We start from the raw sequence: 18,738 nt of genomic DNA, 5'->3' as shown, positions 1-18,738 counted from the left end.
GACGGCCGGAAACCAGCATGGAGGGGCCGAATGTCGAGTCTGCGTCGCGGTGACCGTGGCGGAGCAGTCACCGAGATCCGGGCGGCGCTGGCCGCGCTGGGTCTGATGGACGGTCCTGACGCCGACCTGAGCACCGGTAGGCATGTTGCGCTCGACGCGTTCGATGACGGGCTCGACCGCGCCGTCCGGGCATTTCAGCAGCACCGTGGCCTGTTGGTGGACGGAATCGTCGGGGAGGCCACCTATCGCGCGCTGCGCGAGGCCTCCTACCGGCTCGGTGCCCGCACCCTGACCCACCAGTTCGGTGCGCCCATGTACGGCGACGACGTGGCCACCCTGCAAGCCCGCCTACAGGACCTCGGTTTCTATACCGGCATGGTCGATGGGCATTTCGGCCTGCAGACCCACAACGCGTTGTCCTCGTACCAGCGTGAGTACGGGCTGTACCCCGACGGTATCTGTGGACCGGAAACGTTGCGCTCGTTGTATTTCCTGGGTTCGCGGGTGACCGGCGGGTCGCCACATGCGATCCGGGAAGAGGAGCTGGTACGCCGCTCCGGGCCGCAGCTGTCCGGTAAGCACGTCATCATCGATCCGGGCCGCGGCGGAGCAGACCACGGCATGATCATGAACGGGCCCGACGGTCCGATCAGCGAAGCGGACATCTTGTGGGACTTGGCAAGTCGGCTGGAAGGCCGGATGACCGCGATCGGCATGGAGACGTTCATCTCCCGGCCGGCCAACCGCAGCCCGCTGGACACCGAACGTGCCGCCACCGCCAACACGGTCGGCGCCGATCTGATGATCAGCCTGCGGTGTGAGAGCCAGCGCTCCCCCTCAGCCAATGGGGTGGCCTCATTTCACTTCGGCAATTCGCACGGTTCGGTGTCCACCATCGGCCGCAATCTTGCCGACTTCATTCAGCGAGAAGTTGTGGCGCGCACCGGTTTACGTGACTGCCGGTCCCACGGCCGCACCTGGGATCTGCTGCGGCTGACCCGGATGCCCACCGTTCAGGTCGACATCGGCTACATCACCAACCCGCACGATCGTGGTCTGCTGCTGTCCACCCATACCCGTGATGCGATCGCCGAGGGCATCCTGGCGGCGGTCAAGAGACTGTATCTGTTGGGCAAGAACGACCGGCCGACAGGAACATTCACCTTTGCCGAGTTATTGGCGCATGAGCTTTCGGTCGAACAGGCGAGCCGCGGCGCGTGAGCGCCGGTTCAGCCTGAGTGGGTGAGCGCCGGTTCAGCCTCTGCAACCGAGCACCCGGCCACCCGATGGTTGTTTCGTCATGTGACACCTCACATCTGGTGGATCACGTGATCAGATTGAGCGCTCGAACTCACTTCAGCTCGGCGACTGGCCCGTTCGGATCCAGTGGCTCGCAGCTGTCCTCGCCAACGGTCGTCGAGCACTTCGCCGCGGGGAGAACGGGCTGGTATCCCGGAGCGGTGCCACCGTCGCGCGTGATCTGCGTATAGGTCGCCACAGCGTCGGTGGGAACGCGCTTGAGTGTCGGGTCACCCAGGGCGTCGACCGTATATAGGCCGAAACGTGGCCGGTAGCTTCCCCATTCGTAGTTGTCGACCAACGACCAGTAGTTGTAGCCGATGATCGGGACACCGTCGGCTTTGGCTCGCTGCAGCCAGAACACCGTGTCCTCGAGATACTGCGACCGGGTCACCCTGTCGGATCGCGGATTACCGTTGTCGGTGACCATCCCGTTCTCGACGACGTAGATCGGCAGGCCCGGATACTGCTGGGCGTAGTGGCGCGCCACATAGTAGATGTCCTCGGCCTGCAGTTTGGTGTTCCATCGCGCCATCAGGCTCTGCGCCGAGGCCGGGTTGTCGTGGGCTGTTCCGGTGTAGTAGTCGAACCCGAGGTAGTCGAGGCTGTCCTTGATCCGGTCGAAGAAGGAGCCCTCGAGGCCCTTGACTCCGAGACCGGCGAACTGCGCCAACACTTCCGGCGAGATATACGCCTCGTTGGAAGTGACCTTGGCGTCCGGATCGGCGTCGTGCGCCGCGCGGTACACAGCGCGGTGGGCGTCGGCCACTCGGTCGAGGAATGTGTTGAACTGATCTGGTTTGATCGCGCCGGTGCGTAGCTCCATCGCCCCGAAGGCCAGCGGTTCGTTGATGCTCACCCACAGCACACCTTGTCCCGCATAGCGTTTGGTGACCGCCGTGGCGAAATCCTCGAACGCCCCCACGTTGTTCATGAATCCACCCCGGTCGGCGATCCACCCTGGATATACCCAGTGCATCAGCGTGATCATCGGGGTCATGCCGTTCTTGTGCAGCGTCGCGACCACGTCGTCGTAGTACGCCAGCTCTTTCTCGTCCCACTTGCCCGGTTCGGGCATCACCCGCGCCCATTCGATGCCGAGGCGAAAAGTGTTGACACCCATGGCATGCGCGTTGGCGATGTCCTCGTGGTAACGGTGTCGGAAGTCGACTGCCTGTTGGTACGGGTCGACCGCGCCGGCGCCCAGGGGATCGGAGGCGGGCGTCACTGGTTTGTTGGCTGTCCGGTCGACGTACCGGCGCCAGTTACTGTCGGGCGCATCTCCTTCCACCTGGTATCCGGCGGTGGCAGTGCCCCAGTAGAAATCGCGGTCCCAGGCCACCGGCTGCGTGGCCTCTGGCTGCGCGTCACAGGCGGACGTACTCAATGCGGCGAGTACGGCGGACGCCAACACGATCCTGTTCCACTTCATGACTATACGGAAACCATACACTGCACTGTTTTATCGGGAGAGGAGCCTCTCCCACACGGCGCGGACATGGCCGCCCATGTCGATCGACGGATCGGACATCCATTGGATCTGGATGCCATCAGCCGCGGAGATCAGTGCCGCGGCAACGAATTCGGCGTCAACATACTCGGGCAGGGTACCCGCGGCCTGTCGCCGCCTCACGTAATCAGCGACGACATCGCGTATCCGCACGTACCGTTCCCGCAGATACTGCGCGGCCGGATGCGACGGGTCGATCGCCGCGGCGGCCGCCAACGAAAGGTAGACCGTTCCCGATCCGGGCTTGCTCGCCTTGTCCACCATGGCCTGCGCGAGCGCCTCACCGGGGTCGATATCGACATCCGAATTCCGGTACCACTCTTCGAATTTCGCGTCGCCGTCACGCTGTATCTCGGTGAGCAGGAGATCGCGCGTCGGGAAGTAGTGCATCACGCCCGCCAGGCTGATTCCGGCCTCCTTGGCGATCAGCCGCATCGATGCGCCGGCCTCGCCATCACGCTCCAGTAGCGCCAGTGCGGCCGCCTTGATCTCCGCACGTTTGACCTCACCCTTGGCATACCGCCCCACAGCTGGCATGACCACAGGCTAGGGCTCCACCGTCGTCACTTCCAACCTTCGGTCCAGCAGTCCTGCCCAACAAGCCGACAAGCTCACCGTCGCGGCCGCAGCCGGCCGACGAGATTGCTCAGCCTGCCGGCACGGTCTGCCGATGGCGGTTACGTCAGGCTGGTCTGTCGGACAACGCTTTTCGCGCCGACGCCGGCTCCGGACATCCCCGCACCGATCGGCAACTCTATCCGAGCGTTCTCCAACAGGCGCTCGAGCGCGGCCTCGACTTCAGCCTTCCAGCCGAGTCCCTTGTCGAGTTCCAGGCGCAGCCGCGGGAAGTACGGGTGCGGTGCCACGACCGTGAACCCGACGTCTTCGAGAAAATCGGATGACAGCATGCACTCGTCGACCGAGCAGTCCCCCAGCACTGCCACCACCGGAGACAACTCGACGGGCAGCTTGCCGCCGTCGGCTGTTTCAGTCACGGCCGAGGTGTAGCCGAACGCCTCCAATGCCCGAACACCGCGCCGCACCAGATCATTGACCACCGCGGCAAGCAGACTCTGCGACAACAGCTCGCGGTCTTCGGCGCACTCCACACCGATCGCCGTCAACAGAATCGCGTCGGCGCTCACCGGGGCAGTAGGAAATAGTCGGGCCCGCGGTACCGCGCCGGGAGGCGCGTAGAACGCGAAGCCCAGACAGGGATCGTCCAAGATCGCCGGAGCCGTCCAGTCCTCCCCCGCCGGCACCACCAAGTCAGCTGCGTCGACGGGCACCACCAGATCGAGCGTGGCATCGGAGCCGGCATCTGGCCCAGCACCTGAATCCTGGTCCGATACGTCCGCGCGTGCCGTGACGGCCAGCTGGCCGCATGATCCCCACTCGAGCATCACCATCGAGAGCCAGGCTTCTTTTTCGAATTCAGGGTCAGTGAGGTGGTCGTCGCCCACTGTGGACGGATCGACTTCCCAGAACACACAGCGCCGTGCATGCTTGGGCAGCTGCTCGAAGCCCTCGAGCCGAAGCGGCGTGATTCGTGCTGTCACTGAGGTCCCTGGCTTTCACACTTTGTGCGTGGCTGCCCCTCAAGGATAGGAGAGTCCGCCGGAGTCGGACCACTGCGCCCCGAAATTCTCATCGCGCTCCGCCTCCAAAGTGAAATGCTATGCCGCACAGATGCTTTGCGCTATGTGGTGCTCGCGACTCCGGGCGCTGATCACTGATGTGTCACAGTGACGGAACAACCTGGTGTCGTTGGTCGTGGGTTCTCAGTGCTCTTCGGCGCTCATAATTTCGACAATGCGCTGCAAATCGTCAACCGACCCGAACTCGACCACAATCTTGCCTTTTCGTTTGCCGAGACTCACGGTGACCCGAGTATCGAAGGCTGACGAGAGCCGTTCAGCAACGTCCTGGAGACCCGGCATCTGAATCGGCTTGCGCCGAGGTGCCGGCGGCGCGGTGTTGCCGTCTCGGTTGGCCAGTGTCACGGCCTCCTCAGTCGCCCGCACCGACATACCCTCGGCGATGATCCGGGCGGCCAGCTCCTCTTGCTTCTCCGCTCCCCCCTCCAGGGCGAGCAGCGCCCGTGCATGGCCCGCGGACAGCACGCCGGCCGCCACGCGACGCTGCACGGCGATCGGCAGCCTCAACAACCGGATCATGTTGGAGATCAGCGGCCGCGAGCGCCCGATCCGGGCGGCGAGTTCATCGTGGGTGACTTCGAATTCGTCGAGCAGCTGTTGGTAGGCGGCGGCCTCTTCCAGTGGGTTGAGCTGTACCCGGTGGATGTTCTCCAGCAGCGCGTCGCGCAGCATGTTGTCGTCGCCGGTCTCGCGGACGATCGCGGGGATCGTGTCCAGGCCGGCCTGCTGTGCGGCCCGCCAGCGGCGCTCGCCCATCACCAACTGGTAGTGGGATTGACCGTTCTCCTCGACAGCGCGGACAACGATCGGCTGCATCAATCCGAACTCGCGGATGGAGTGCACCAGCTCGCTGAGCGCCTCCTCGTCGAACACCTGGCGGGGCTGACGCGGATTCGGCTGGATCAGGCTGGGATCGATCTCGCGATACGTCGCGCCGACTTCACCGGCGGTCAGGACAGGGTCCGCCCCATCGTGCGCGGGGGATGTCGGGGCCGCCGCCCCGCCATCACCAGAGTTGGACGATGGACCGAGCAGAACGTCCGCCGCGGTCGCACCGATCCTGGGGCTCAGGGCGTCGGTACCGTCCTCAGCGGGACCGGTCGGAATGAGGGCTGCCAGTCCCCTGCCAAGGCCACTCCGCTTCCGTGCCGGCTGATTCATGGTCGTCTCCTGCTCATCGCTGCCGTCCGCTGTCTGTCTGCTGCTGGTGGTTACTGGCGCCTAGCGAGCTCGGGGCGGCGCCCCGCGCTCTGCGATCTCGCGGCTCGCATCGAGGTAGCTCAACGCGCCACGGGAACCCGGATCGTAATCGAGGATCGTCATCCCGTATCCGGGCGCTTCCGAAACCTTCACGCTCCGCGGGATGACCGTCCGCAACACCTTGTCACCGAAGTGCTCCCGCACATCCTCGGCCACCTGATCCGCCAACTTGGTCCGCCCGTCGTACATCGTCAGTATCACGGTGGACACCGACAGCTCCGGGTTCAGATGCGCCTTCACCATCTCGATGTTGCGCAGCAGCTGCCCCACACCTTCCAGCGCGTAGTACTCGCACTGGATCGGGATCAGCACCTCGGGGGCGGCCACCAGAGCGTTGATGGTCAGCAATCCGAGGGACGGCGGGCAGTCGATGAACACGTAGTCGAAGTTGTGGTTCGCCAGGGCCGCGAGCGCCGAGCGCAGCCGCCCCTCACGAGCCACCATGCTGACCAACTCGATCTCAGCACCGGCCAGATCGATCGTCGCGGGAATGCAGAACAGCCGGTCGCTGTGCGGGCTCTGCTGGAGCGCCTCCTCCACCGGGATATCCCCGATGAGGACCTCGTAGGAGGACGGGGTCCCGGGCCGGTGCTCGATGCCGAGAGCTGTGCTGGCATTGCCCTGCGGATCGAGATCGATCACCAACGTCCGCAATCCCTGCAGCGCGAGCGCGGCGGCGACGTTCACCGCGGTGGTCGTCTTGCCGACGCCGCCCTTCTGATTCGCGATCGTGAACACGCGTTGACGCGCCGGCCGGGGAAGCTGCCCGTGCGAGGTGTGGAGCACGCGAGTCGCCTGCTCCGCCTCGGCCGCAATCGGGGTGTCCATGCTGGCGTCCGTGGACCACGGGGTAGTGCCACCGTTTTTCCATGTTTCACGTGAAACCGTTTCACGTGAAACGGCGGGCCGAGCACCCCCGCCAGCGGCTGCCTGCCTATCAGAACCCATCCTCATCTCCTGCCCGATCTCCCCCGCGACCCGGAGGCTCTGCCCGTTGACCGGCTGCCCGGTCTCACCGCTCCGCGCCGCACGGCGACCACGGTTACGGGTGGGTTCAAATAGTTCACGCCACATTTCACCACCCTGGCATCGACTGCACCCAGGGAAGCCATCACACGCCGGTGCTCTTCAATCTCAGCCTCAGCGCGCTCGCCTTTGAGGGCGAGCATTCTTCCGTCGACGCGCAGCAGCGGCATGCTCCAGCGCGTCAACTTATCCAGCGAGGCGACCGCACGCGATGTCACCACATCCAACTCGCCTACGAATTTGCGGACCTCGGAGTCCTCTGCCCGACCGCGGACCACCGCCGCGTCGAGGCCCAACTCGTCAACCACTTCACGCAAGAACTCGCTGCGGCGCAGCAGCGGCTCGATCAACGTGACATGAACATCGGGGCGCGCCAGGGCCAACGGGATACCCGGGAGGCCGGCGCCGCTGCCGATGTCGGCGATGCGTTCATCGGGAGCCAGAAGCTCTCCGAGAGCCGAGCTGTTGAGAATGTGTCGATCCCAGAGCCGGTCCACTTCCCGCGGACCAATCAGACCCCACTCGACACCGGCACCGGCCAGAATTGCCGCGTACCGCTCGGCGGTCTCCAGACGATCTCCGAAGACCTCCGCCGCGGCGTCCGGTGCCGCGGGGACCGGTCCATGTTTCACGTGAAACATCCTCCGCACTCCCTACGGCACCGTCGCCGCAAATGAACTACACCTTTGTAACTAAAGCTCAGCCAAGCAGAACGACGACGCGTCGCGACGGCTCCACGCCCTCGCTCTCGCTGCGGACACCGTCGACCGCGGCCACTGCGTCGTGCACGATCTTGCGCTCGAACGGCGTCATCGGAGCCAGCTCCTCACGCTCCCCCGACTCCAGCACGCGGCGGGCCACCTTGTCACCCAATGCCGCGAGCTCGTCACGACGACGACGACGCCACCGCGCGATGTCGAGCATCAGCCGACTACGCTCGCCGGTCTTCTGGTGCACGGCCAGCCGCGTCAGCTCCTGGAGGGCGTCGAGCACCTCGCCCTTGCGGCCGACCAGCTTGCTCAGATCGCCACCGCCGTCGATGCTCACCACGGCCCGGTCCCCTTCGACATCGAGATCGATATCGCCGTCGAAGTCCAGCAGGTCGAGCAGCTCCTCGAGGTAGTCGCCGGCGATCTCGCCTTCGGCGACCAGTCGCTCCTCCAGGTCGTCCTCGCTCTTCGGCGCGGACTGGGTGTCCTCCTCCAGCTCGGCGCCGGGCTCGGTCGTCTGTGCGTCCGTCATATCCGTCTTCTCCCTACTTGTAGCCAGTGTGAGAACTGGTCACCGTTTCCGCTTCTTGGGGCGTGCACCGGTCTTGGGCGTGCGGTTCACGCTCGGCCCTCCCGATCCACCAGCCGTGTCACTCTGGTCCTCCGTCTGCGCCTCAGCGGCGTCCGTCTGGGTACCCGCCGCGTCACCGCTCTCCGTCTGGCTCGCAGATTCGGCCTTCCGGGCCCGGTTGGGCTTCGCACCAGGGGCCGGCGCATTCGCCGAGCGGCGTTCCATCGCCTCGACCTTCTTGGCTTCTTCTTCCTTCTCGATCATCCCGAACACGTAGTGCTGCTGTCCGTAAGTCCAGATGTTGTTCGACAACCAGTAGATGATCACGGCCAGCGGCAGGAACGGCCCACCGACAACCACACCGAGCGGGAACACGTAGAGCGCGAGCTTGTTCATCATCGCGGTCTGTGGGTTGGCGGCGGCCTCCACGCTCTGGCGAGCCACCGAGGCCCGGCTGTTGAAGTGCGTGGCGATGCCGGCCAGGATCATGATCGGGACGCCGACCGCAACCACAGCGAGCCGGTTGAATTCCGTGAACGCCTCGAGCCCGTGCTGCTGAACCATCGTCGCGCCGAGCGGTGCCCCGAACAGGTTCGCGTCGAGGAAGTGGCCGACGTCGGTGGCGCTGAAGACGTAGTTGGCCAAGCTCCGGTTCTCATCCACCGACAACCCCAACCGGCCGATGCCGGTCTGCGTCCGGTTGAAGGACATCAACACGTGGTACAGGCCGAGGAACACCGGCACCTGCGCCAGCATCGGCAGACAGCCGAGGATCGGGTTGAACCCGTGCTCCCGCTGAAGCTTCTGCATCTCCAGCGCCATGCGCTGCCGGTCCTTGCCGTACTTCTTCTGCAGCGCCTTGATCTGAGGCTGCAGTTCCTGCATCTGCCGCGTGGTGCGGATCTGCTTGACGAAAGGCTTGTAGAGGATCGCGCGCAACGTGAACACCAGGAACATCACCGACAGCGCCCAGGCGAAGAAGTTCTCGGGGCCGAGCAGGAAGGCGAACGCCTTGTACCAAACCCACATGATCGCCGACACCGGGTAATAGATGATGTCCAGGCTGAACCAATTAAACACGCGACTTGCTCTCCCATCGCTTCGCTGGGGTATCCCAGACAAGGTTTTCGGCGACGGCTATCTCGCCAGAGACGGTCTCATCAGAGCTGATGGACTCGTGATCGTGAGGGCACCGGTCCGGGATGGGGTCCCATCCACCCGGGTGCCACGGTCCGCATTTCAGCAGTCGGATCAACGTCAGCCACCCGCCGCGGACCAAGCCGTATTCGGTGAGGGCATCGACCGCGTACTGGCTGCAGGTCGGCATGAATCGACACGACGGCAGCCGAAGCGGAGAGATGGTGTGACGGTAGAGCTGAATCAGGAAGATCGCGCCGCGGGCAGCACCGGCACCCGCTCTGCGGATCATGGTGACGTCCCGCGCCGCGCTTCAAGGCGCTCGAGAGCGCGGTGCAACTGCTGCTCCAGACGCGGTGACGGCGCTTCACTGCTGCCTGCGCGAGCCCGGATCACCACGAGGTCCGTGGCGTCCAGTTTGGGAATCACGGTGCGGGCGGCATGACGCAGCCGCCGCGACACCAGATGACGTTCCACGGCGTTGCCGACGGCTTTGGACACGATCAGACCGACCCGCGGGCCGGTAGCGTCCGTCCCCTCGTGGAGCGCGTGTACGACAACGTCAGGTTGAACCGCACGCACGCCACGACTGACGGTGGCACTGAACTCCGCGGACCGCCTCATCCGGTATCGAGCCGGGAGCACCGCGCTAGATCCTGCGTCGTATCACGCAGTAAGTGCGCGACGGCCCTTGCTACGGCGGTTGGCGACGATGGCGCGGCCGGCGCGAGTGCGCATCCGCAGCCGGAACCCATGCACGCGCGCACGGCGGCGGTTGTTGGGCTGGTAGGTCCGCTTGCCCTTGGCCACGGCAATCTCTCCTTGTTCCGTTTGGTACCCGCGCCTCGCCGACACCGAAATGTCGCCAAGAACACGGTCACCGTGCAAGCTCGGTTTAAGCTCGTCCGTCGTGCTTTTCTAACCGGCGCGTTCTCCGGAACAATCCCGGGCGCAGCCGTACCGCCACGTGCGGGCGACTGCTCGAGGGTACTGATGAGAATTCCCTCGGTCAAACCTGCGCCGAACCGCCCACATCGTCGGCGTTCGATGTTGCAGAACTGTTGGCACATCGAGAGAAAACTGTTAGCTTCTGGCAATGCCGTTCCGAGCCTGGACCGGCCCCGGACAATAAGATGAGGACGTCGCTCCGCCGCAAGCCTCACAGCATGTGACGAACCCGGCCACGACGCTCTCACAACAGACAACAGAGCGACGACGACTGTCCTTTCTCCACAAGCTGTGGATAAATATGTGGACAGTTCGTCATCGTTCTTTTTGGTCGTCACCGGGTCGACCTCGAAGCACCTCAAAGGGGGAAACGGTCGTTGACAGCGGACCCCGACCCACCATTCGTCGCCGTCTGGAACAGCGTCGTAGCCGAACTCAACGGCGACCGCGGCACAGAGTCCGGTTCCGCGGGTGATACAGCCTCACCTCAGCTGACACCTCAGCAAAGGGCCTGGCTCAAGCTGGTGGAACCACTCGTGATCGCCGAGGGATTTGCTCTGCTCTCGGTCCCCACCACGTTCGTCCAGAACGAGATCGAGCGCCATCTGCGCGAGCCCATCATCAACGCGCTCAGTCGCAAACTGGGCCAGCGTGTCGAGCTCGGTGTGCGCATCGCCACCCCGTCCAAGGAACCCGAGGACTCCCCCGCCGAATCGCCGGCGGATTCCCGGGACGCCGGACCCGCGGCCACGTCAACGGACCAGGCTTCCGACAACGACGAGATCGACGACGACCGCGCCGCAAAGGTCAGCGCCGAAGAGACCTGGCCGACCTACTTCAGCAGCCCGCAGCGTGACTCCACCGTCAGCGACGACAACGCGGTCAATCTGAATCGGCGCTACACCTTCGACACCTTCGTCATCGGTGCGTCGAACCGATTCGCCCACGCCGCGACCCTCGCCATCGCGGAGGCACCCGCCCGCGCGTACAACCCGTTGTTCATCTGGGGCGAGTCCGGCCTCGGCAAGACGCATCTGCTGCACGCGGCCGGAAACTATGCGCAACGTCTCTTTCCCGGCATGCGCGTGAAGTACGTCTCCACAGAAGAATTCACCAACGACTTCATCAACTCGCTGCGCGACGACCGTAAGGCCTCGTTCAAGCGGAGTTACCGCGACATCGACATCCTGTTGGTCGACGACATCCAGTTCATCGAGGGCAAGGAAGGTATCCAGGAAGAGTTCTTCCATACCTTCAACACCCTGCACAACGCCAACAAGCAGATCGTCATCTCCTCGGACCGGCCGCCCAAACAGCTCGCCACCCTCGAGGATCGACTGCGTACGCGTTTCGAGTGGGGTCTGATCACCGACGTCCAGCCGCCTGAGCTCGAGACGCGCATCGCGATCCTTCGTAAGAAGGCTCAGATGGACCGTCTGGACGTGCCTGATGACGTGCTGGAGCTCATCGCCAGCAGCATCGAGCGCAACATCCGCGAGCTCGAGGGTGCGCTGATCCGCGTCACGGCCTTCGCGTCGCTCAACAAGACCCGGATCGACAAGTCGCTGGCCGAAGTCGTGCTGCGCGATCTCATCGCCGACGCCACGACCATGCAGATCAGTACCGCTGCGATCATGGCGGCCACCGCCGAGTACTTCGAGACCACCGTGGAGGAGCTGCGCGGCCCCGGCAAGACCCGGGCGCTGGCGCAATCCCGGCAGATCGCCATGTATCTGTGCCGTGAGCTCACCGATCTGTCCCTGCCCAAGATCGGCCAGGCGTTCGGTCGCGACCACACCACGGTCATGTACGCGGAAAAGAAGATCCGTGGCGAGATGGCCGAACGACGTGAGGTTTTCGACCACGTGAAGGAACTCACCACCCGGATTCGCCAGCGCGCCAAGCGCTGAATCCCGCGCCGCATCTCTCCCTGACGCCTCGAGACAACCTCGAGCGCGGCTCACTCGTGCCGTCTTACAGCTTCCGGCGTCTCACATCGTGGTCTCTTCAGGCCCGTCTGGCGAAAAATCTTGTAACAACTTCCGCCCCATTACGCATCACAAGTCACAGGTGACCGCTGTGGATACCGCTGTGCACAACCTGCGGGCAAACCACGGGATGAATGACAAAATCATCCACACGATGTCATTTGTCCACACTCGAGCGCCGGTCCATCCACCGGTCTCCACAGCCGACTCACATTCCGACACACCTACGGTGCTGGGCAAACACCCCTTCATCCCCAGTTTTCACAGCCCCTAATACTGTTACTCAAATATCTTCTAAGAGTTCTTTCTAGAAGAAGGGGGTTGGGGACACCGGACGGACCGTGCGTCCGCTCGAGCTCACGAAGCACGGATGTCACCCCGATCGATTAGCTTTCAAGTTCATGCGGAAAGCTCTACGGTGGTTCATCGACAGCGGTTTCCAGCTTTGTCATTCAGCGCTCATGCTGCGTGGTGTGGTTTTCGGAAGACGCAGGTAGAGCTCGTAATGGGGATCATCGAAGGGGCGCAAAGCACGTGGCGACGACGACGGCTGGGCTGACCGACTTGAAGTTCCGCGTGGTGCGTGAGGACTTCGCGGACGCGGTGGCCTGGGTGGCCCGCAATCTGCCGACCCGGCCCACCATCCCGGTGTTGGCCGGCGTCCTGCTGACCGGCACCGATGAGGGCCTGACCATCTCCGGCTTCGACTACGAAGTCTCCGCCGAAGTCCGTGTCAGCGCTGAAATCGCTTCTCCCGGAAGCGTTTTGGTGTCAGGACGGTTGTTGTCCGACATCACCAAGGCCTTGCCTGCCAAGCCGGTCGAGCTCAGCGTGGAGGGCACCCGGGTGGCATTGACCTGCGGCAGTGCCCGGTTCTCGCTGCCGACCCTGGCGGTCGAGGACTACCCCGCACTGCCGACCCTGCCGGACGAGACCGGCGTGGTGTCATCGGATCTGTTCGCCGAGGCGATCGGCCAGGTCGCCGTCGCCGCCGGTCGTGATGACACTCTGCCCATGCTGACCGGTATCCGGGTCGAGATCTCCGGTGAATCAGTGGTTTTGGCGGCGACCGACCGCTTCCGGCTCGCCGTGCGCGAGCTGACCTGGGAAACCAGTGCCAGCGACATCGAAACCGCCGTGCTCGTTCCGGCGAAGACCCTGGCCGAGGCTGCCAAGGCGGGTACCGACGGTAACCAGGTGCACCTGTCCTTGGGTTCCGGCGCGTCAGTGGGCAAGGACGGCCTGCTCGGAATTCGCAGCAACGGCAAGCGCAGCACCACCCGTCTGCTCGATGCGGAGTTCCCGAAGTTCCGTCAGCTGCTGCCGACCGAGCACACCGCGGTGGCCACGATCGGCGTGGCCGAGCTCACCGAGGCGATCAAGCGTGTGGCGCTCGTGGCAGACCGGGGTGCCCAGATCCGTATGGAATTCGGCGACGACGTGCTGCGGCTGTCGGCCGGCGCCGATGACGTCGGCCGGGCCGAGGAAGATCTGCCCGTCGACTTCGCCGGTGATCCGCTGACCATCGCGTTCAACCCGACCTATCTGACCGATGGGTTGAGCTCGTTGCATTCGGACCGGGTGACTTTCGGTTTCACCACGCCGAGCCGGCCCGCAGTGTTGCGGCCCACGAGCGAGGATGCTGGTACAGGTGGCGGTTCGGGTCCGTTCCCGGCTGCCAAGACCGATTACGTCTACCTGCTGATGCCGGTACGCCTTCCCGGCTGACCGGCGCGGGCGAGAGAGGGCGCACATGCAACTGGGGTTAGTCGGCCTGGGCAAGATGGGCTTCAACATGCGCGAGCGCCTGCGCACCGGCGGTCACGAGGTCGTGGGATACGACCCTCGCCCGGAAGTGAGCGACGTGGCCAGCCTCGCGGACCTGGCCGGTGCGCTCGAGACGCCGCGGGTTGTCTGGGTGATGGTGCCGTCGGGCACGGTCACGCACGAGACCATCGTCGCGCTTGCCGATGTACTGGGTCCCGGTGATCTGGTGATCGACGGTGGTAACTCGAGGTACACCGAAGATGGTCCACATGCAAAGTTGTTGGGCGACAAGGGAATCAAATTCATCGACGCGGGTGTTTCGGGTGGCGTCTGGGGTCTGCACGAGGGTTACGGGCTGATGGTCGGTGGTAGTGACGCCGATGTGGCTCGAGCCATGCCGATCTTCGACACGTTGCGCCCCGAAGGTGATGTGGCCGACGGATTCGTCCACGCCGGCCCGGTGGGCGCGGGTCATTACGCCAAGATGGTGCACAACGGCGTCGAATACGGCCTGATGCACGCCTACGCCGAGGGATATGAACTGCTGGCGGCCGAGCAATTGATCACCGATCCCCAGGCGGTGATCCAGGCCTGGACGAACGGCACCGTGGTGCGGTCGTGGTTGCAGCAGCTGCTGGCCAAGGCACTCAAGGAGGACCCCGGTTTCTCGGCGATCAGCGGTTATACCGAGGATTCCGGGGAAGGTCGCTGGACCGTGGAGGAGGCGATCAGCCACCGGGTCCCGATGCCGGTGATCGCGGCGTCGTTGTTCGCCCGGTTCGCCTCGAGACAAGAGGACTCCCCCACCATGAAAGCCGTCTCGGCCCTGCGTAACCAGTTCGGTGGCCATGCGGTGCACCGGATCAGTGAGTCCGGGTAGGCGCAATTCCGATGTATGTCCGTCACCTGGGACTGACCGACTACCGGTCCTGGGCTCATGTCGAGCTCGAGCTCGAGCCCGGCCGCACGGTCTTCGTCGGGTCGAACGGCTTCGGTAAGACGAATCTTGTTGAGGCACTGTGGTATTGCGCCACCTTAGGTTCCCATCGGGTGGCCTCTGACGCCCCGTTGATCCGGGCCGGTGCGCCCCGCGCGATCGTCTCGAGCATCGTGGTCAACGAGGGGCGGGAGCTGGCCGTCGATCTCGAGATCACCAGCGGCCGGGCCAACAAGGCCCGGCTGAACCGCTCACCGGTCCGCTCGCCCCGCGAAATTCTCGGGGTTCTGCGGGCGGTGCTGTTCAGTCCTGAGGACCTCGCACTGGTGCGGGGGGACCCCGGTGAGCGGCGGCGCTACCTCGACGAGCTCGCGACCACCCGGCGCCCGGCGATCGCGGGTATTCGCGCCGACTACGACAAGGTCGTGCGGCAGCGCACGGCATTGCTGAAAACCGCTGCGGGAGCACGTTATCGAGGGGATCGTAGCGCGCTGGACACCCTCGATGTGTGGGACGGACACCTCGCTGCCCATGGCGCGGCGTTGACTGCCGCGCGCATCGCGCTGGTCGAGCAGCTGCATCCCGAGGTTCAGAAGGCTTATCAATTGTTGGCGCCGTCCAGCAGGCCCGCGGCCATCCGGTACCGCAGCAGTGTGGAGGCGATCGAGAACGCTCCGGGTCCGGAATCCGTGGAGTTCTACGAGGCCGCGCTGCTGGACGCGTTGGCGCGACGCCGCGACGCGGAGTTGGATCGCGGGGTCTGTCTGGTCGGTCCGCATCGTGACGATCTCGAGCTGTGGCTGGGCGACCAACCCGCGAAAGGCTTTGCCAGCCATGGTGAATCGTGGTCGATGGCGCTGGCCCTGCGGCTGGGTGCCTACGAATTGCTGCGGTCGGACGGCGTCGATCCGGTGCTGTTGCTCGACGACGTCTTCGCGGAGCTGGATACCTCGAGGAGGCAGGCTTTGGCGGCGGTGGCCGGAGAAGCCGAGCAGGTACTGGTGACCGCGGCGGTCGGTGAGGACATCCCGCAGGACTGGGCGGTCAACCGGGTTGAGATCAGGATGACAGAAGGCGACCAGGGACGGATATCGGTGGTGCAGTCATGACGAACGATCCCGCAGAATCCCCTGATCCGGCTGCCCCCACCCCCGCGGTCTCCCCGGAAGATCTGACCCGGATGCGCGGCATGGATCTGGTGCGGCGAACCCTGGAAGAGGCTCGAGGCGCGGCACGCAGCCAGGGCAAGGATGTCGGCCGAGGCCGCCGTGCCCCGGTACGGCGGGTGGCGGGCAATGCCGGCCGGCGCCGCAGCTGGTCGGGTCCGGGGCCCGATGTCCGCGATCCGCAGCTGTTCGGGTCCGCGACCCAGGATCTTGCCAAGGTGCGGGGCTGGTCCTCGAGGGTTGCCGAGGGTTCGGTGTTCGGTCGGTGGCGGACAGTGGTCGGCGACCAGATCGCCGACCATGCCAACCCGACCGGCCTGAACGAGGGCGTGCTGACCGTCTCGGCGGAGTCCACCGCGTGGGCCACCCAGCTGCGGATGGTGCAGTCCCAGGTGTTGGCCAAGATCGCCGCCGCGGTCGGCGACGGTGTGGTGACCTCATTGAAGATCGTGGGCCCCGTCGGCCCGTCGTGGCGGAAAGGTCGGTATCACGTCCCAGGCCGCGGCCCTCGAGACACCTACGGCTAGGACCGCGCTCAGAACCGCCGAGACGCGCTAAATGGATCTTCTCAAGCGTCCGAAGGCACCGATGCCCGAGAAATTCCGCGCACGGCGCAGTTAGATAGGTGGAAACGCCGCTACAGAGTCGGCCCTGTACGTGTCGACCGGTAGACTGTGGCGAGATCTGCAGGGCGGTGACGCAACCACCTCCCGCGAACCCCAAGGAGACGCGTCCGACGTGGCTGCCCAGAATCAGTACGGTGCCGACTCGATCAAAGTGCTGGAAGGCCTCGAAGCCGTTCGCAAACGTCCCGGCATGTATATCGGCTCCACCGGTGAACGTGGCCTGCACCACCTCGTGTGGGAGGTCGTCGACAACGCGGTAGACGAGGCGATGGCCGGCTTCGCGACGAAGGTCGACGTGCGCATCCTCGAGGACGGCGGAGTCCAGGTCACCGACGACGGGCGAGGCATTCCGGTCGCCATGCACGCCACCGGTATCCCGACGATCGACGTGGTGATGACCGTTCTGCATGCCGGCGGCAAGTTCGAGGAGGGCGCCTACCAGGTGTCCGGCGGCCTGCACGGCGTCGGTGTCTCGGTGGTCAACGCGCTGTCCACGCGGCTGGAGGCCGATGTCCGTACCGATGGATATGAGTGGTTCCAGACCTACGACAACTCGGTCCCGGGAACCCTGCGAAAGGGTGAGAAGACCAAGGAGACCGGCACCACGATTCGGTTCTGGGCGGATCCGAACGTCTTCGAGACCACGGTGTACGACTTCGAGACCATCGCCCGGCGGCTGCAGGAGATGGCGTTCCTGAACAAGGGCCTGACCATCGAGCTCACCGATGAGCGGGTGACCAAGGACGAGATCGTCGACGAGGTGGTCGCCGACACCGCGGCCGCGCCGAAAACCGCGGAAGAGACGGCCGCCGAGGCCGCCGCACCCCATAAGGTGAAGCACCGCACTTTCCATTACCCGGGCGGTCTGGTCGACTTCGTCAAGCACATCAACCGAACCAAGACCGCGATCCAGCCCAGCGTGATCGATTTCGACGGCAAGGGCACCGGCCACGAGGTCGAGATCGCGATGCAGTGGAATGCCGGCTACTCCGAGTCGGTGCACACGTTCGCCAACACGATCAACACCCACGAGGGCGGTACCCACGAGGAAGGTTTCCGCGCTGCGCTGACCACCGTGGTGAACAAGTACGCCAAAGACAAGAAGCTGCTCAAGGACAAGGATCCGAACCTCACCGGCGACGATATTCGTGAGGGGTTGGCAGCGGTCATCTCCGTGAAGGTGGCCCAACCGCAGTTCGAGGGTCAGACCAAGACCAAGCTCGGAAACACCGAGGTGAAGTCGTTCGTTCAGAAGATCTGCAACGAGCAGCTCACCCACTGGTTCGAGGCGAATCCGGCCGAGGCGAAAACTGTTGTGAACAAGGCAGTTTCGTCAGCACAGGCCCGTATCGCCGCGCGTAAGGCCCGCGAACTGGTTCGGCGTAAGAGCGCCACCGATATCGGCGGCCTGCCGGGCAAGCTGGCCGACTGCCGCTCGACGGATCCGACGAAGTCCGAACTGTATGTGGTGGAGGGCGATTCAGCCGGCGGCTCGGCCAAGAGTGGCCGGGATTCGATGTTCCAGGCCATCCTGCCGCTGCGCGGCAAGATCATCAACGTCGAAAAGGCCCGTATCGACCGGGTTTTGAAGAACACCGAAGTCCAGGCCATCATCACCGCCCTGGGCACCGGCATTCACGACGAGTTCGACATCAGCAAGCTGCGCTACCACAAGATCGTGTTGATGGCGGACGCCGACGTCGACGGCCAGCACATCTCGACCCTGCTGCTGACCCTGCTGTTCCGCTTCATGAAACCGCTGGTCGAGCACGGCCACATCTTCCTGGCGCAGCCGCCGCTGTACAAACTCAAGTGGCAGCGCCAGGAACCGGAGTTCGCCTACTCCGACCGCGAGCGGGACGGTCTGCTCGAGGCGGGCAAGGCGTCGGGCAAGCGGATCAACATCGACGACGGCATCCAGCGCTACAAGGGTCTCGGCGAGATGGACGCCAAGGAACTGTGGGAGACCACCATGGATCCGTCGGTGCGGGTATTGCGTCAGGTGACGCTTGACGACGCCGCTTCGGCCGACGAGTTGTTCTCCATCCTGATGGGTGAGGACGTCGAGGCGCGGCGCAGCTTCATCACGCGTAACGCCAAAGACGTCCGGTTCCTGGACGTTTAGGCGGACCACT

18 protein-coding genes are annotated in these 18,738 nt (G+C 64.6%); 7 read left to right on the top strand and 11 right to left on the bottom strand.

What is annotated here, in order from left to right:
* Positions 1-30 precede the first annotated feature (30 nt).
* The gene (locus ACZYZ7_RS14095; RefSeq protein ID WP_463741175.1) at positions 31-1,221 is read left to right on the top strand and encodes an N-acetylmuramoyl-L-alanine amidase; all 1,191 of its coding nucleotides are present in this window, start codon (positions 31-33) and stop codon (positions 1,219-1,221) included.
* Positions 1,222-1,351: 130 nt separating this feature from the next.
* On the opposite strand, the gene ACZYZ7_RS14090 is transcribed toward ACZYZ7_RS14095, so the two are convergent.
* The 11 genes from ACZYZ7_RS14090 to rpmH form a co-directional block, all read right to left on the bottom strand.
* Positions 1,352-2,731, bottom strand: a complete 1,380-nt coding sequence (locus ACZYZ7_RS14090) for a glycoside hydrolase family 1 protein (protein ID WP_463741174.1) — start codon at positions 2,729-2,731, stop codon at positions 1,352-1,354.
* 30 nt (positions 2,732-2,761) lie between these two features.
* Positions 2,762-3,346, bottom strand: coding sequence for a TetR/AcrR family transcriptional regulator (locus ACZYZ7_RS14085; protein WP_135459675.1), 585 nt, complete (start codon positions 3,344-3,346; stop codon positions 2,762-2,764).
* 140 nt (positions 3,347-3,486) lie between these two features.
* Positions 3,487-4,368: an acetyltransferase gene (locus ACZYZ7_RS14080; protein ID WP_463741173.1), complete on the bottom strand. Its 882-nt coding sequence runs from the start codon at positions 4,366-4,368 to the stop codon at positions 3,487-3,489.
* A 222-nt stretch (positions 4,369-4,590) separates the two neighbouring features.
* Entirely contained in the window at positions 4,591-5,628 is a 1,038-nt protein-coding gene (locus ACZYZ7_RS14075) for a ParB/RepB/Spo0J family partition protein (RefSeq protein ID WP_463741172.1), read from the bottom strand.
* Between the two features lie 60 nt (positions 5,629-5,688).
* A complete protein-coding gene (locus ACZYZ7_RS14070; protein WP_463741171.1) occupies positions 5,689-6,555 on the bottom strand; it encodes a ParA family protein in 867 nt (288 codons plus the stop codon).
* Between the two features lie 122 nt (positions 6,556-6,677).
* Positions 6,678-7,394, bottom strand: a complete 717-nt coding sequence (rsmG, locus tag ACZYZ7_RS14065; protein ID WP_450070968.1) for a 16S rRNA (guanine(527)-N(7))-methyltransferase RsmG — start codon at positions 7,392-7,394, stop codon at positions 6,678-6,680.
* Between the two features lie 58 nt (positions 7,395-7,452).
* A complete protein-coding gene (locus ACZYZ7_RS14060) occupies positions 7,453-7,995 on the bottom strand; it encodes a Jag family protein (protein ID WP_055119208.1) in 543 nt (180 codons plus the stop codon).
* Between the two features lie 39 nt (positions 7,996-8,034).
* On the bottom strand, positions 8,035-9,063 hold the full coding sequence (gene yidC, locus ACZYZ7_RS14055; RefSeq protein WP_463741412.1) for a membrane protein insertase YidC: 1,029 nt from the start codon (positions 9,061-9,063) through the stop codon (positions 8,035-8,037).
* Positions 9,064-9,106: 43 nt separating this feature from the next.
* Positions 9,107-9,463 (bottom strand): membrane protein insertion efficiency factor YidD, encoded by a 357-nt coding sequence (gene yidD / locus ACZYZ7_RS14050; protein ID WP_450070967.1) that lies wholly within the window; start codon positions 9,461-9,463, stop codon positions 9,107-9,109.
* Positions 9,460-9,816: a ribonuclease P protein component gene (gene rnpA / locus ACZYZ7_RS14045; protein WP_135459681.1), complete on the bottom strand. Its 357-nt coding sequence runs from the start codon at positions 9,814-9,816 to the stop codon at positions 9,460-9,462. Before rnpA ends, yidD begins: the two co-directional genes overlap by 4 nt.
* Before the next feature lie 21 nt (positions 9,817-9,837).
* Positions 9,838-9,981 carry a 50S ribosomal protein L34 gene (gene rpmH, locus ACZYZ7_RS14040; RefSeq protein WP_003883350.1) on the bottom strand — a complete coding sequence of 48 codons (144 nt, stop codon included), beginning with the start codon at positions 9,979-9,981 and terminating at the stop codon, positions 9,838-9,840.
* Positions 9,982-10,496: 515 nt separating this feature from the next.
* Here rpmH and dnaA point away from each other — a divergent pair.
* From dnaA to gyrB, 6 genes are all read left to right on the top strand, one after another.
* On the top strand, positions 10,497-12,029 hold the full coding sequence (gene dnaA / locus ACZYZ7_RS14035) for a chromosomal replication initiator protein DnaA (RefSeq protein WP_450070966.1): 1,533 nt from the start codon (positions 10,497-10,499) through the stop codon (positions 12,027-12,029).
* Positions 12,030-12,641: 612 nt separating this feature from the next.
* Entirely contained in the window at positions 12,642-13,835 is a 1,194-nt protein-coding gene (gene dnaN, locus ACZYZ7_RS14030) for a DNA polymerase III subunit beta (RefSeq protein WP_135459683.1), read from the top strand.
* A 25-nt stretch (positions 13,836-13,860) separates the two neighbouring features.
* Positions 13,861-14,754: a phosphogluconate dehydrogenase (NAD(+)-dependent, decarboxylating) gene (gene gnd / locus ACZYZ7_RS14025; protein WP_135459684.1), complete on the top strand. Its 894-nt coding sequence runs from the start codon at positions 13,861-13,863 to the stop codon at positions 14,752-14,754.
* An 11-nt stretch (positions 14,755-14,765) separates the two neighbouring features.
* A complete protein-coding gene (recF, locus tag ACZYZ7_RS14020; protein WP_135459685.1) occupies positions 14,766-15,920 on the top strand; it encodes a DNA replication/repair protein RecF in 1,155 nt (384 codons plus the stop codon).
* A complete protein-coding gene (locus ACZYZ7_RS14015; protein WP_450070964.1) occupies positions 15,917-16,504 on the top strand; it encodes a DUF721 family protein in 588 nt (195 codons plus the stop codon). The genes recF and ACZYZ7_RS14015 overlap by 4 nt, the downstream gene beginning before the upstream one ends.
* A 211-nt stretch (positions 16,505-16,715) precedes the next feature.
* A complete protein-coding gene (gyrB, locus tag ACZYZ7_RS14010; RefSeq protein ID WP_450070963.1) occupies positions 16,716-18,728 on the top strand; it encodes a DNA topoisomerase (ATP-hydrolyzing) subunit B in 2,013 nt (670 codons plus the stop codon).
* Positions 18,729-18,738 lie beyond the last annotated feature (10 nt).

This window comes from Mycobacterium sp. IDUB_17 (assembly GCF_055419465.1).
This window is presented reverse-complemented; position numbering and strand designations above follow the sequence as displayed.

Bases quoted from the DNA above. Each gene is read 5' to 3' on its own strand.
- ACZYZ7_RS14095 (WP_463741175.1), top strand. From the start codon at position 31: ATGTCGAGTCTGCGTCGCGGTGACCGTGGCGGAGCAGTCACCGAGATC.
- ACZYZ7_RS14090 (WP_463741174.1), bottom strand. From the start codon at position 2,731: ATGAAGTGGAACAGGATCGTGTTGGCGTCCGCCGTACTCGCCGCATTG.
- ACZYZ7_RS14085 (WP_135459675.1), bottom strand. From the start codon at position 3,346: ATGCCAGCTGTGGGGCGGTATGCCAAGGGTGAGGTCAAACGTGCGGAG.
- ACZYZ7_RS14075 (WP_463741172.1), bottom strand. From the start codon at position 5,628: ATGAATCAGCCGGCACGGAAGCGGAGTGGCCTTGGCAGGGGACTGGCA.
- ACZYZ7_RS14070 (WP_463741171.1), bottom strand. From the start codon at position 6,555: ATGGACACCCCGATTGCGGCCGAGGCGGAGCAGGCGACTCGCGTGCTC.
- rsmG (WP_450070968.1), bottom strand. From the start codon at position 7,394: ATGTTTCACGTGAAACATGGACCGGTCCCCGCGGCACCGGACGCCGCG.
- ACZYZ7_RS14060 (WP_055119208.1), bottom strand. From the start codon at position 7,995: ATGACGGACGCACAGACGACCGAGCCCGGCGCCGAGCTGGAGGAGGAC.
- yidC (WP_463741412.1), bottom strand. From the start codon at position 9,063: ATGTGGGTTTGGTACAAGGCGTTCGCCTTCCTGCTCGGCCCCGAGAAC.
- yidD (WP_450070967.1), bottom strand. From the start codon at position 9,463: ATGATCCGCAGAGCGGGTGCCGGTGCTGCCCGCGGCGCGATCTTCCTG.
- gnd (WP_135459684.1), top strand. From the start codon at position 13,861: ATGCAACTGGGGTTAGTCGGCCTGGGCAAGATGGGCTTCAACATGCGC.
- recF (WP_135459685.1), top strand. From the start codon at position 14,766: ATGTATGTCCGTCACCTGGGACTGACCGACTACCGGTCCTGGGCTCAT.
- ACZYZ7_RS14015 (WP_450070964.1), top strand. From the start codon at position 15,917: ATGACGAACGATCCCGCAGAATCCCCTGATCCGGCTGCCCCCACCCCC.